General features: G+C 74.5%; 9 protein-coding genes. 3 read left to right on the forward strand and 6 right to left on the reverse strand.

Annotated elements, in window-relative coordinates; all coding sequences use genetic code 11:
• Window positions 1-2: 2 nt before the first annotated feature.
• Window positions 3-443: a roadblock/LC7 domain-containing protein gene (locus AOM03_RS09955; protein WP_062380903.1), complete on the reverse strand. Its 441-nt coding sequence runs from the start codon at window positions 441-443 to the stop codon at window positions 3-5.
• Window positions 444-503: 60 nt separating this feature from the next.
• Window positions 504-5378 (reverse strand): ATP-binding protein, encoded by a 4875-nt coding sequence (locus AOM03_RS09960; RefSeq protein ID WP_062380905.1) that lies wholly within the window; start codon window positions 5376-5378, stop codon window positions 504-506.
• A 176-nt stretch (window positions 5379-5554) separates the two neighbouring features.
• Here AOM03_RS09960 and AOM03_RS09965 point away from each other — a divergent pair, with 176 nt between their 5' ends.
• A complete protein-coding gene (locus tag AOM03_RS09965; RefSeq protein WP_062380907.1) occupies window positions 5555-6577 on the forward strand; it encodes a zinc-binding dehydrogenase in 1023 nt (340 codons plus the stop codon).
• On the opposite strand, the gene AOM03_RS09970 is transcribed toward AOM03_RS09965, so the two are convergent.
• Window positions 6574-7428 (reverse strand): HAD family hydrolase, encoded by an 855-nt coding sequence (locus AOM03_RS09970; RefSeq protein ID WP_227589961.1) that lies wholly within the window; start codon window positions 7426-7428, stop codon window positions 6574-6576. The genes AOM03_RS09965 and AOM03_RS09970 overlap by 4 nt on opposite strands.
• Before the next feature lie 10 nt (window positions 7429-7438).
• The gene (gene serS / locus AOM03_RS09975; protein ID WP_062380909.1) at window positions 7439-8710 is read right to left on the reverse strand and encodes a serine--tRNA ligase; all 1272 of its coding nucleotides are present in this window, start codon (window positions 8708-8710) and stop codon (window positions 7439-7441) included.
• Window positions 8711-8749: 39 nt separating this feature from the next.
• Between serS and AOM03_RS09980 the strand changes: the two genes are divergently transcribed.
• The gene (locus tag AOM03_RS09980; protein WP_062380912.1) at window positions 8750-9997 is read left to right on the forward strand and encodes a diacylglycerol/lipid kinase family protein; all 1248 of its coding nucleotides are present in this window, start codon (window positions 8750-8752) and stop codon (window positions 9995-9997) included.
• Between the two features lie 18 nt (window positions 9998-10015).
• Here the strand turns inward: AOM03_RS09980 and pheA are convergent, their stop codons facing one another.
• Together pheA and AOM03_RS09990 are read right to left on the reverse strand one after the other, a co-directional pair.
• A complete protein-coding gene (pheA, locus tag AOM03_RS09985; RefSeq protein WP_062380915.1) occupies window positions 10016-10948 on the reverse strand; it encodes a prephenate dehydratase in 933 nt (310 codons plus the stop codon).
• Window positions 10945-11811, reverse strand: coding sequence for a glycosyltransferase family 2 protein (locus AOM03_RS09990; protein WP_227589962.1), 867 nt, complete (start codon window positions 11809-11811; stop codon window positions 10945-10947). The genes pheA and AOM03_RS09990 overlap by 4 nt, the downstream gene beginning before the upstream one ends.
• 165 nt (window positions 11812-11976) lie before the next feature.
• Between AOM03_RS09990 and pgm the strand changes: the two genes are divergently transcribed.
• Window positions 11977-13653 carry a phosphoglucomutase (alpha-D-glucose-1,6-bisphosphate-dependent) gene (gene pgm / locus AOM03_RS09995; protein WP_062380918.1) on the forward strand — a complete coding sequence of 559 codons (1677 nt, stop codon included), beginning with the start codon at window positions 11977-11979 and terminating at the stop codon, window positions 13651-13653.
• Window positions 13654-13670: the final 17 nt, after the last annotated feature.

Below are 13670 nucleotides of genomic sequence, written 5' to 3' on the forward strand. Positions count from 1 at the left end.
CCTCAGAGGCGGGTGTGGCCGTTCGTGGGCAGATTCTGACGCATCTCGGTGATGAGCTGCGGCGTGAGGGCGTTCTCGAAGCGGGAGACCAGCAACGTCATCTCGTAGCCCACGAGGCCGACGTCGCAGGTCGAGTCCGCGGCGACCGCGAGCACGGAGCCGTTCGACACGCTCATGAGGAACAGGAACAGCTCGTCCATCTCGACGATCGACTGGCGCACCTCGCCGGCGCCGAGCTGGCGCGCGGCGCCACGGGTGAGGCTCGACATGCCGGCCACGATCGCCGCGAGGGTGTCACCCTCGGTGCGGTCGAGGTTGCGCGACATCGCCATGAGCAGGCCGTCCGCGCTCACCACCAGCGTGTGGCGCGTGCCGGGGACGGACTCGACGAAGTTGTCGAGAAGCCAGCCGAAGTTGGTGGCCTCGGTGCTGAGGGCGGTCACTGGTCCTCCTGGTGGTTGTGGGCGGCCCGGCGGACCGGGCCCTCGTCGTGGTTCATGGGTCTAGTCGTTCCCGCCGTGGCCGTTCGAGCGGACCTCGAACTGCGCGGCGTCCGAGCGCGCACGCTGCGCGCCCGAGTAGAAGCTCGAGAAGCGCTGGCGGACCGCGTCCGCGTCACGCTCCTTGGGTGCGAGCGCCGCATCCTCCGCGAGCGGCTCGACGGGCGCGGGCGCCTCGGCGGGCTTGCGGCGCCGCTGCAGCCCCGCACGCGTCTTCTCGACCTTGGGTCGCGACGCCGACAGCGAGCTGAGCTCCGAGAACACGGCGCGGGTGAGGTCCGCCTCGTCGTCCTCGGGTGCCCGCCCGGAGGCGTTCTCCGTGTCGATCACCGGCGTGTACACCGTGCCGATGTCACCGAACGGCTGAGCAGCCAGCGCCGACTCGCCCGCGGACTCCCAGCCCTGCGGCTGGGCGAGTTCCTCGGGGGTGAACACGGCGGCCTCGGGGGACGATGCGGGGGCCGGCTCGTCCTGGACGGCAGGCTCGCGGTGGGCCGCACGCGCGGCCACGGCGAACTCATCGACGACCGACTGGTCCGCTGCCCGGTCCGCGTGCCACTCGCCTGCGGATTCGGCGGCGGGCTGCCACGCGGACTCCTCCTGCGCGGCCCGCTCCCAGGGCGCGGGAGCACCGTCGCGGGCCTGAGCGCCGGCACGGTCAGCATCGTCCTGGACGGCATCGCCCGGGGCGGACGGAGTGTCGGGACTCCAGGCGGCCTCGGGTGCGAAGGCCTGCTCCCGCTCGAAGGTCAACTCCGGTTCGAAGGTCGGCGCGACCGCGGGCCCGCTCAGCGGCTCGGGGAGCGGCTCCGCCTGCGGCTCGGGCTCGAATCCGATGGCCTCGGGTTCGAATCCACGCGGCTCCTGGATCTCCTGGCCGAGCGCGTGCGGTCGGGCGGGCACCACCGGCGTGGGCTCGAACGCGCCCTGGGACGGGGGCTCGTACGGCTCGGTCCGGCGCTGCGCCTCCTCGACGGCGGGGGCCTCGGTCCGGCGGCGCCGTCCGAACAGGCGTCCGAAGAAGCCGGAGCGCGCCGCATGCACGCCCGACTCCTGAGCGAGGATGGTGTCGATCGACTCGTCGGTGGCGCCGTTCCACCGGTCTGCGGGGGCCGCGTCGTCCGCGCGCAGCCACACGGGCACGGCGGACGGCTCCGGCGCCTCGTCGAGGGCGGCGGGCTCGGCGACGGGCTCCGGCTCCGGCGCGACCTCCGATGCGACGGTGGACTCGGGCTCGATGGTCGGCTCCGGCTCGATGGTCGGCTCAGGCTCGACAGCAGCCTCGGGCTCAGGCTCGACGGCACGCTCCGCCGGGATCTCGACCTCCGGCACGTCCGGCTCGTCCTCCAGCGCCGGGATCACGACGGGCTCGTCCTCGGCGTCCGCGATCGGGCCGCGCGTGCCGCCGTCCCCCATCTCGCGGGTGAACGCGGCGCCGTACGGCGACCGCTCGAAGGGGCTCTCGGCGGCCGGGCGCGGGGCCAGCTTGGGCATGGAGAACACCGGCAGGCGCGGTGCGGGCTCGGGCGCGACCTCCGGCTCGACCAAGGTCTCGTCGGGTTCCGCGGCCTCGAGCGCACCGTCGATCGCGGACTCCGGCTCCTCGGCGTCCGGCTCGAGCGAGGGCGCGAAGCCCGTCGCGCTCGGCTCCGCACCGAGGGCGCTCGCCCCGGACTCGTCGGTGCCGGACTCGTCGGTGCCGGACTCGTCGACGTCGTCGCGGCGCTGGAGCGCGCGACGACCGGCGTCGATCGCCGCGAACGCGGCGAATGCCCCGCCCAGCGCGTGCGCCCGATCGCCGCTCGACGCGCGGTCGCCGGAAGCGACGGCGGCGGCGGACTCGTCGTCGCCGGGCGCCTCGTCGTCAGGAGCGAACCCCGGCACCGCCGGGGCGGAACCGTCGTCGGTCGACCCCGCGCCGTCACCGCCGCCGAGCACCGAGCGGCGGCGCACCGGAAGGCCGGACGCACTGACCGACCGCGTCGGCTCGGCGCGCTCGCCGTCGGCGGAAGCGTCGTCCGCGGCTGCCGACCCCTGGGCGACACCCGTCGGGGCCCACGGCACGTCGAGCCCACCGTCGAAGTCGGGCTCGAGACCCGGGATCTCGACCCGGTCTGCGGTCGCGACCGCGTCCACCGCCGGCGCCTCGCGGCGCGAGCGGAAGCCGCGGAACATCGAGGCGCGGTCCGTGGACGCCTGCGCCTCGGGCGTCGGCTCGGGCGCGGGAACCGCGGGCGTGAATGCGGCGGCCTCGGCGTCGAGCGCGCTGAGCTGGTCGTCCGTCGCCTGCGCCGGGAGGCCGATCACGGCCTCGCCCCGGTCGGCGGCGGGGGCGTCGCGCCTGGTGCGGCGCGTCGGCAGGCCGGAGGCCGCGACGCCGGCCGTGAGGTCGGCCGTGACGACGGGCTTGGCCACCGGCGCCTGCGCCGCATCCGCCTCGATGAGGGCGTCCAGCTCCGTGGCGACCGGCTCCGCCTCGGTGGCGTCGGCCTCGCCCTCGACCGGCGCGAGCACGGGGACCTCCGCAGGCAGAGGGGCGACGGCGGAGGGCACCGCGGGCGCCGTGGCGTCGAACAGCGCGATCGGGAGGAGCACGGTCGCGACCGTGCCCTCGCCCGCGGTCGACCTCAGCGTCACCGTGGCGCCCAGGCGGCGGGCGATGCGGCCCACCACGAACAGCCCCAGGCGCTGCGCGCCCAGGATCTCGGACGCGGCGGTCGTCGCGACGTGCGCGTTCGCGTCGGCCAGCTCGGAGTCGGTCATGCCGATGCCGGAGTCGATCACCTCGACGGTGAAGCCGTCCTCCACCTGACCCGTCCGCACCACGACGCGGGACATGGGGTCGGAGAAGACGGTCGCGTTCTCCAGCAGCTCCGCGAACAGGTGCGCGGCGGCCAGGGCCTGGTGCCCCACCATGGGCGGGTCGACCACGAGGTCGAGGTCGACGCGCTCGTACAGCTCGATCTCGGACGACGCGGTGCGCACCACGTCCGACAGCGGCATGGGCCGGCGGAGGCGGCGGCCCGTGTCGATGCCGGCGAGCACCAGCAGCGACTCCGAGTTGCGGCGCATCCGGGTCGCCAGGTGGTCGAGCGCGAACAGCCGCGTGAGGCGGTTCGGGTCGTCCTCGGTGCGCTCCATCTCGTCGATGCTGGAGAGCTGGCGGTTGAGCAGCACCTGGTCGCGGCGCGCCACGTTGACGAACATCTCCGAGATGGACGCGCGCAGCGCGGCCTGCTCGCGCGCGATCTCGAGGGTGGCGGCGTTGACGCCGTTGAACGCCTCCGCGAGGCGGCCCACCTCGTCCGAGCTCTCGACGGGGATCTGCACGTCCGACACGTCGACGTCCTCGCCGGGGAGGGCGACCCGCTCCACCATGGACGGGAGCTCCTCGCGGACGGCGGCGGCGGTCGTCGTCAGGCGTCGCAGCGGCACCACGATGCGGCGCGCGATGGCGAACGCGAGGACGAGCGACGCGATGAGACCGCCGGTCAGCACCGCGAGGGTCAGCAGCGTCGTGGTGCGGGCCTCGGCGACGTCGCCGGCCGCGCTGGACTCCGCCTGCTGCCACAGCTGGGCGCGCAGCGGCTCGTACTGCTGCAGCTCCTCGCCCACCGCCTGGTCCCAGCCCAGGTCGCGCACGAGCACGATCGAGTCCGTGGTGCCGCCCAGCAGCTGCGCACGGATGCCCTCGAACGAGGCCATGGGCTGGTCGGGGTCGAGCGAGGCGCCGAAGCCGGGCACCTCGATGGGGTCCGGCAGCGAGGCGCCGGCGCGCTGCGCGTCCACGAGCGCCAGACGCGTGCGCTCGACGGCGGCGGGCACCGACGTCTCGCCGGAACCCATGAACAGGCCCGCGCGCAGGATGCGGTCGACGATCACCCGCTCGTAGGAGATCGACTCGATGAGCCGGTCGACGCTCGCGTAGGCGGCCAGCTGGGTGCCCACCTCGCGGCCCGGCATGGCGACCGTGACGGTGGTGACCGCGCGCTGGAAGGCGCCCAGCAGCTCCGTGTAGAAGTTGGTCAGCACGACCGGGGAGATCTGCGCGGACGCCACACCCAGGCGGATCTGCTCGAACTCGCTACGCAGCTCGCGGCCGGCGGACACGGCGTCGAGCGCCTCGGCGTTGCGGTCGTTGCGCTCGATCTGCGCGGTGGTGTCGTGGATCCGGTCGAGCCCCTCCTCGACGGCGACGAAGGTGCGCTCCATGGTCTGCTGGTGGGTGCGCGTCTGGCCGAACAGCTGGTCCGCCAGGCCCGCCTCGTACTCCACCGCGGCGATGAGCGCGTCGAACTCGAGCGTGATGGTCGTCGCGCCCGTCTGCGCGTCGCGCAGGCCGGCGACGATCTCCGCATAGCCGGCGGCCTGGGCCTCGACGTCCTCGACGGAGGGGAGCCCGAACCACTCGCCGGCCTCGGTGGGCGGGGTGATGGTGAGGCCGCGCAGGTCCGCCAGTCGCGCCCCGGCACCGGTCGCGAGGAGCTCAGATGCCCGGTTCACGGACTCGCGGGCGATGCGAGCGGACTCGCGCAGCTGCGAGCCGGCACCCTCCTGGTTCGCGCGGGACTCGATCTCGCGCACCGTCGCGTCGAGGACCGCGAGCGCGTCGGCGACGCCCTCGTACGCGCCCGGCAGCTGGCCGGGGACGCGGGTGACGATGTCGACGTAGTTGACGGCGGCGAAGCGCTCCGCCTGGAGGTCGTCCTGCGTCACGACGGACTCGGCGACGGCGTCCATGAGCTGCTTCGCCTCGTTCGCGTCCTGATAGTCGCGCGCCGAGCCGAGCACCACGAACCCGGAGAGCATGAGCAGCACGAGCGCGGGAACCGCGACGACGGCGAGGAGCTTTCCTCGGATACCGAGCCTCTGAAGCATGACACCTTCCCTCACGAGCCGCCGCCTGCTCAGACGCCTCTTCGATGACGAAGGCGACGACCGCTCCCCAGCGTTATCGGCCGGGTCGCAGGAAACATGAAGGTCGCGGCACCGCGCCCTCAGCACTGGGACACTACGAATACCGGAGCCGGGCGACGCGGAGGTAGGCAAACGGAATGAAGGTGGTCAATGTCACACGGCCGGGCGGGCCGGAGGCGCTCGAGACGGGCGCGGCGCCCGACCCGACCCCGGGGCCGCGCGAGGTGATCATCGCCGTCGAGGCCGCCGGCGTCAACCGCGCCGACCTGCTCCAGCGGGCCGGCCACTATCCCCCACCGCCGGGCGCTCCCCCGTGGCCGGGGCTCGAGGCGGCCGGGACCATCACCGCGCTGGGCACCGAGGTGGGCGCCGCGGCGAGGGGCCCGGCGGACGACGCGGTCGCCGGCTGGGCGGTGGGCGACCGGGTCTGCGCGCTGCTGCCCGGCGGCGGCTACGCCGAGCGCGTCGCGGTGGACGCGTCCCTCGTCCTGCCGATGCCGGCGGGGACCGATGCGGTGGGAGCCGCCGGCCTGGTCGAGGCGGCCTGCACCGTGGTCTCCAACCTGGATGCGGCGGGCGCACACCCCGGCGAGACGCTCCTGGTCCACGGGGGCTCCGGCGGGGTGGGGTCCCTCGCGATCCAGTACGCGACGGCCCTGGGCATGCGCGTCCTCGCGACCGCGGGCGGGCCCGAGCGCGCCGCACGCTGCGTGGAACTGGGCGCGGAGGCCGGCCTGGACCACCGGGGCGACTGGGCGGCGCGCGTGAAGGAACGGGGCGGCGCGGACGTCATCCTCGACGTGGCGGGCGCCGCGAACCTCGACGCGAACCTGCGGTCGCTGCGCACGGGCGGTCGGCTGGTGGTCATCGGGCTGCAGCGCGGCACGCGTGGCGAGATCGACCTGGGACGCCTGCTGAGCAGGCGGCTCACGCTCCTGGGCACGACGCTGCGGTCCCGCCCCCTCGCGGAGCGGGCCGCGATCGTCGCCGCGGTCCGCGAGCGGGTGTGGCCGCTGGTGCCCGGCCGCGTCTCCCCGGTGATCCACGCGACGGTGCCGCTCGAGCGTGCGGCCGACGCGCATCGGCTCCTGGACTCCGGCGAGGTGTTCGGGAAGGTGGTGCTGACGGTGGGCGCCCCGGACGGGGCGGACGCGTCCTAGAGGACCGCGAGGCGATCCGGGTCGATGAGCCGGTTGAGCACGGTGAGGACGCCGTCCTCCTCGACCGAGCCGACCACCTCGTCGGCGGCGGCCTTGACGCGGTCGGGCGCGCTGCCCATCGCGGCGGAGCGCCCGGCCCACGCGAGCATCTCGATGTCGTTGTTGCCGTCGCCCACGGCCACCGTGTGGTCGGGGTAGACGCCCAGCCGGCGGCGCAGGGTCTCGAGCGCCGAGGCCTTCGACACGTTGGGCGGGGTGAGGTCGAGCCACGCCGACCAGCCCACGGCGTAGGTCACGTCGTTGAGGCCGATGCGATGGACCAGCTCGTCGAAGTGCGACACGTCCACGCCGGGGGCCCGGATGACGACGCGGGTGGCCTCGTCGTGGCAGAGCTCGTCGAAGTCGGTGACCACGCGCTGGCGTCCCACCAGCTCGCCCTCGGGGAACTCGCGGTTGACCAGGAAGCCCACGCCCAGGTCCTCGACCGCGTAGAACGCGTCGGGCAGCTCCTCGCGGACGAGCTCGAGCGCCGCGCGCGGGTTGAAGGTGACCTTCTCCACGATGTCGTAGCCGCCGGGCACGCGCGGGTTGAGCCGCACGGTCACCGCACCGTTGGAGCACACGGCCCAGCCGCGCCGGATGCCCAGCGTCTCCGCGACGGGCAGGGTGCCCACGATGTTGCGGCCGGTCGCCAGGATCACGTGGTTGCGGCACATGCGCGCGCGCTCGACCGCGTCGACCACCGCGTCGGCGATCTCCCCGCCCCAGTGCATGAGCGTGCCGTCGATGTCGAGCCCGACGAGCCGCCAGGAGTCGGCGGTGAGCGGGGGCCGCATGGCGCGATCCGTCATGCGGACGAGGCTACGCGACGGGCGTGAGCGCCTCGAGGCCGCCCAGGTACGGGCGCAGCGCCTCGGGCACGCGCACCGAGCCGTCGGCCTGCTGGTGGTTCTCCAGCAGCGCGACGATCCACCGGGTGGTGCCGATGGTCCCGTTGATGGTGGCCACCGGCTCCGTGCCGGTCTCCCGCTTCTCGCGGATCTGGAGGCGGCGCGCCTGGTACGTGGTGCAGTTGGAGGTCGAGGTGACCTCCATCCAGCGCTCCTGCGACGGCAGCCAGGCCTCGCAGTCGTACTTGCGCGCGGCGCTCGAGCCCAGGTCGCCGGCCGCCGTGTCGATCACCCGGTAGGGCAGCTCGAGGGCCTGCAGCATGGCCTCCTCGGTGGCGAGGAAGCGGGCGTGCTCCGCGGCGGCGTCCTCGGGGCGGCAGTAAGAGAACATCTCCACCTTGTGGAACTGGTGGACGCGGATGATGCCGCGGGTGTCGCGGCCCGCGGACCCGGCCTCGCGGCGGTAGCAGGCGCTCCAGCCGGCGTAGCGGCGGGGGCCGGCCTCGAGGTCCAGGAACTCGTCCGCGTGGTAGCCCGCGAGCGCCACCTCGGACGTGCCGGTGAGGTAGAGATCGTCGCGCTCGAGGCGGTAGATCTCGTCCGCGTGCTTGCCCAGGAAGCCGGTGCCGGCCATCACCTCGGGGCGCACCAGGGTGGGCGTCATCATGGGCGAGAAGCCCGCGGCGATCGCGCGGTCCATCGCGGCGTTGAGGATCGCGAGCTCGAGGCGCGCGCCCATGCCCGTGAGGAAGTAGAAGCGGGAGCCGGACACCTTGGCGCCGCGCTCCATGTCGATCGCGGCGAGGCCCTCGCCCAGCGCGAGGTGGTCCTGCACGTCGATGCCCTCGGCGGCGAAGTCGCGCGGGGCGCCCACCGTGCGCACGAGCGCGAAGTCGTCGGCGCCGCCGGCGGGCACGCCGGGCTCGGGAAGGTTCCCCAGCGAGCGGGCGAGCTCGACCGCGCGGGCGGACGCCGCATCGGCCGTCGCCTGAAGGCTCTTGACGCGGGCCGCGAGCTCCTTGGTGCGGGCGAGCAGCGCCTGCTTCTCCTCGCCCTGGGCGCGGGCCACGTCCTTGCCCAGCGTCTTCTGCTCGGCGCGGGCCGCTTCGAACTCCTGGAGGGCGTCGCGGCGCTCCGCGTCCGCCGCGAGGACCTGGTCGACGACCGCGGGGTCGTCGCCGCGGGCGATCTGGCTCGCCTTGACGGTGTCGGGCTCGGCGCGCAGCAGCTTGAGGTCGATCATGCCCGCGAGTCTAACGAGCGAGGTCCTAGGCTCGTCTCCATGACGGCCCTCGTCCTGTCGCTCGTCGCGCTCGCGATCGCGCTGCTCGCGCTGTCCCTCGCGGTGTCGGTGACGCGGCGCGTGGGCCTGCGGGACCCCATCGCGGTGCCGCCGCTGTGGCGGCGCGTCCTGAGGATCCGGACGCTGCCGCCCGTCGTGGCGGCCGCGGGCGCCGAGCGCGCCGAGGCGCAGGAGCGGGTCGCGTTCATCGTCAACCCCACCAAGGCCGGCGTCGCGGAGCTGCGCGAGCAGGCGCTGCGCGCGTGCGCGATCCGCTACCTGCCGCAGCCGCTGTGGTTCTACACGACCGAGGAGGATCCGGGCCGCGGCCAGACCGCGGAGGCGCTCGCCGCGGGGGCCGACGTGGTGGTCGCCGTGGGCGGGGACGGCACCGTCCGCGCGGTCGCCCACACGCTCGCGGGCACCGGGGTGCCGCTGGGCATCGTCCCGATGGGCACGGGCAACCTGTTCGCGCGCAACCTCGACCTGCCGCTCGACGACCAGGCGGCGCTGCTGCGCGCGGCGCTCGAGGGGGCGGAGCGGCCCTCGGACGTGGGCTGGATCGAGCTCGACCGGCCGACCGGCGACGAGCCGGAGCGGGAGCGCGAGCGGGACGACCGGCGCCACATCTTCCTCGTCATCGCGGGCGCGGGGCTCGACGCGGAGATGGTCGCGGGCGCGAACGATCAGCTCAAGCGCCGCCTGGGCTGGGTCGCCTACTTCTACGCCGCGCTGCGCCACCTGGGCAAGCGCATGGAGGCGCACATCTCCGTGGACGGCGCCGAGCCCGTCGAGTCCTCGATGCGCACCGTGCTCATCGCGAACGTGGGCCGCCTGCCCGGAGGGCTGCGCCTCATCCCGGACGCGAGCTTCCACGACGGCCGGCTCGACGTCGCGTCGATCGACGCGCGCGGAGGGATCGTCGGCTGGTCGGAGCTGTTCGGCACCGTCGTGTCGCAGGGCGCCGGCATCCGCGACCCCTGGCTGCTGCGCACCTGGAAGACCTCGCGCATCGACCACGTCCGCGGCACCCGCGTGGAGATCCGGCTCCGCGATCCGCAGAAGGTCCAGGTCGACGGCGACTCGCTGGGTCACGCCACCCGCATCAGCGCCCGCATCCAGGCCCAGGCGCTCACCCTGCGCGTGCCGCGCGAGACGCTGGAGGAGGGCCCGCGCGGGGCGAGGCGCCGCGCGGGCGGCACCGGCGCATCGTCCCCCCTCACCAGGGACGATGCCCGGGCCGGGTAGGCCGCAGACCTCCCGCGGTCAGTGGCGGCCGGCGCGCAGGCCCTGGACCCAGGCGCGCGCCTCGGCGAAGTCCTCCGCCGAGGTGCCGGGCGCGATGGGCGTCGGGTAGCCGGTCGCGGCGGGGTACGAGCCCAGGAAGGTCACGCTCGGGTTGGTGCGCCGCAGGCCCACGAGGGCCTCGGCCATGCGCGGCTCGTCGATGTGCGCGAGCGCATCGATCGAGAAGGCGTACTCGCCCGGCGCGTCCGGACGCGGGCGGCTCTCGATGCGGGAGAGGTTGACGCCGCGGGCCGCGAACTGCTCGAGCATGAGCAGCAGCGCGCCGGCGCGGTCGTCGGGCAGGTGCACCACCAGGGTGGTCTTGTCCGCCCCGGTGGCGGCGGGGATGGAGGTGGGGCGGCCCACCTGGACGAACCGGGTGGCGGCGTGGACGTTGTCCGCGACGCCGTCGCGCAGCACGGTGAGACCCAGGCGCGCGCCGGTGCCGGGGGGAGCGAGGGCCGCGTCGAAGGGGGCGGTGCCGGCGGCGAGCTCGCGGGCGGCCGCCGCGTTGGAGGTGGCCGCGACCTGGCCGGCGCCGGGCAGGTGCGCGGCGAGCCACCGGCGGCACTGGTTGAGGCCGTGGGAGTGGGCGGAGACGGCCGCGATGTCCTCGAACGCGGTGCCCGCGCGGGCCACCAGCTCGAACGTGACGGGCAGCACCACCTCGCCCAGGATCACGAGCGGGGCGCCCGCGGCCAGCGTGTCCAGCGTCGCGGTGACGCCGCCCTCGACGGTGTTCTCGATCGCGACGACCGCGAAGTCCGCGTCGCCGTCGCGCACCGCGCTCAGCGCGGCGGGGACGTCGATGACCGGCATGAGCTCGACGGTCTCGGGGTCGACCATCGCGAGCAGCGCCGCCTCGGTAAAGGTGCCCGCAGGCCCCAGGTACGCGTACCGCGCTCGTGTCACGCGTCCGTCCTCTCGGTCGAGGCCCCCTCGTCCTCGGGAGGCGGGCCGGAGTCTCCGCGGCGCGACATCGCCGACTTGATGCGGCGGGTCGCGAGCGCGGCGATCACCTCACGGTAGCGGTTGGCCTTCGCGACGGGCGTGCGCGCGGGGGCGGCCTTGTGCCGGATCTCGCACTCGATCTCCGTCACGGTGAGGCCCGCGTGGATGATGTCGAGCGTCATGCCGGCCTCGAGGCCGGCGCCGCGGGCCAGCGGCATGGACGCCTCGAGCGCCTCACGGCTCACGCAGCGGATGGTGCCCAACGGGTGGCGCGGCTGCCAGCCGCACGCGCGCTCCACGGCGCGACGCGTGGCGTGGGTGGCGACCTCCTTGAGCGGGGCCGCGCCCTCGGTCATGGCGATCGACAGGTCGCACACGCCCTCGAGCACGGCCGGGACCAGGGGCGCGGCGCCGATGGCGTAGTGGCCCAGCCCAGCGTCGAGGAAGAGGATGCCGCGGGGGCTCCGGCCCGGCTCGTCGCGCATGGCGATGACGGAGGCGCCGGTCTCCACCGCGGCGGTGCGGCCGCGGACGTGCGAGTGGCGCACCACCACGGCGCCGGCGCGGCGCGCGAGGTCCTGGGTGTTGTCGGTCGAGCCGTCGTCGACCACGAGCACCAGGTCGACCCCCGGGATCGCGAGCGCGGCACGCACGGTCGCCGCGATGCGTCGGGCCTGGTTGTGGGCCGTGATGAGGGCCGCCACCGACGGTCCGGCGGGGGCCTGCAGCGCCCGGGCGCGCGCGGCGGCGCGGGCCGCGCGCTGGGTGGCGCGGCGCGGTCGCGCGGCCGTCCCGGTGCGGGGGCCCTCGGCTGGATCTGCCACGGGGCATAGCCTAGCGAGCCGTGGTGCGCACACAAGCCACTCTTTAACATTTCGTGAATCGAATGTGAACCGGGCGTGAACCGGGCGTGACCCGCGGCGGGCGCTCCCCTCCCTGGGCCCCGCATCGGCCTTGTGCGCCCCGCAGACCGTGGAAGAGTAGGCACCATGCACGAGCGCGCCGGAACCATCGCCCTGCCCGAAGACCTCATCGACGTGGACGCGCTGCTGGGCGCGTACTACGACCTGATCCCGGACCCGACCGTCCCCGCGCAGCGCGTGGCGTTCGGCACCTCGGGCCACCGCGGATCCGCCTTCGACACCGCCTTCAACGAGGCGCACATCGTCGCCATCACCGCGGCGATCGTCGAGTACCGCACCGCCCAGGGCATCGACGGCCCGCTGTTCATGGGCAAGGACACGCACGCGCTGTCCGGCCCGGCGCAGGAGACCGCGCTCGAGGTGCTCGCGGCCGCGGGCGTCGAGGTGCGGATCGACGCGCGCGACGGCTACACCCCCACGCCGGCCGTCTCGCTCGCGATCCTCGTGGAGAACGGCGCGGTCGCGGAGTCCGGCCTGCGCACCTCGGGCCGCGGCCTGGCCGACGGCATCGTCATCACCCCCTCGCACAACCCCCCGCGCGACGGCGGCTTCAAGTACAACCCGCCCCACGGCGGCCCCGCGGACTCGGATGCGACCGGCTGGATCGCGGGCCGCGCCAACGAGCTGCTCGCGGGCGGCTGGAGGCAGGTCCCGCGCCGCCAGCTCAAGCAGGCGCAGGCCGCGGACACCACGCGCGGCTTCGACTTCCTGGACCTCTACCTCCGGCACCTGCCCTCGGTGATCGACCTCGACGCGATCCGCGGCGCGGGCGTGCGCATCGGGGCGGACCCGCTGGGCGGCGCCGCCGTCGACTACTGGGGCGCGATCGGCGAGGAGTTCAAGCTCGACCTCACGGTGGTCAACCCCAAGGTGGACCCGGCATGGTCGTTCATGTCGCTCGACTGGGACGGCAAGATCCGCATGGACTGCTCCTCCCCGTCCGCCATGGCGAGCCTGCGCCAGCTCATGGAGGGCGGCGACGCGCCCTACGACATCGCGACGGGCAACGACGCCGACGCGGACCGCCACGGCATCGTCACCCCCGACGGCGGCCTCATGAACCCCAACCACTACCTCGCCGCCGCGATCTCCTACCTCTACGGCGGGGCGCGGCCGCAGTGGCCGGCCGGCGCGAGCATCGGCAAGACCCTCGTCTCCTCCTCGCTCATCGACCGCGTGGGACGCGAGCTGGGCAAGAAGGTCATCGAGGTCCCGGTGGGCTTCAAGTGGTTCGTGCCCGGCCTGCTGAGCGGGGAGATCGCGTTCGGCGGCGAGGAGTCCGCCGGCGCCTCGTTCCTGCGCCGTGACGGCCGCGTGTGGTCGACCGACAAGGACGGCCTGATCCTGTGCCTGCTCGGCTCGGAGATGATCGCCACCACCGGCCAGTCGCCGTCCGCGCTGCACCGCGGCCTGGTCGAGCGCCTGGGCGAGAGCTGGTACGCCCGCGTCGACGCCGCCGCCTCCAAGGAGGAGAAGGCCCGGCTGGGCGCGCTGTCGCCCGAGCAGGTCACCGCCTCGACCCTCGCGGGCCAGGAGATCACCGCCAAGCTCACCGCCGCGCCCGGCAACGGCGCGAAGATCGGCGGCCTCAAGGTGACCACGGACGATGCCTGGTTCGCCGCCCGCCCCTCCGGCACCGAGGACGTCTACAAGATCTACGCCGAGTCGTTCGTCTCGCAGGCGCACCTGGGCGAGGTCCAGGCGGCGGCGAAGGACGTGGTCGCGGAGGCCCTCGAGGGCTGAGTCCGGACGGCGGACGG

The sequence above is a fragment of the Demequina pelophila genome, from assembly GCF_000971175.1.
Classification (GTDB): Bacteria; Actinomycetota; Actinomycetes; order Actinomycetales; family Demequinaceae; genus Demequina; species Demequina pelophila.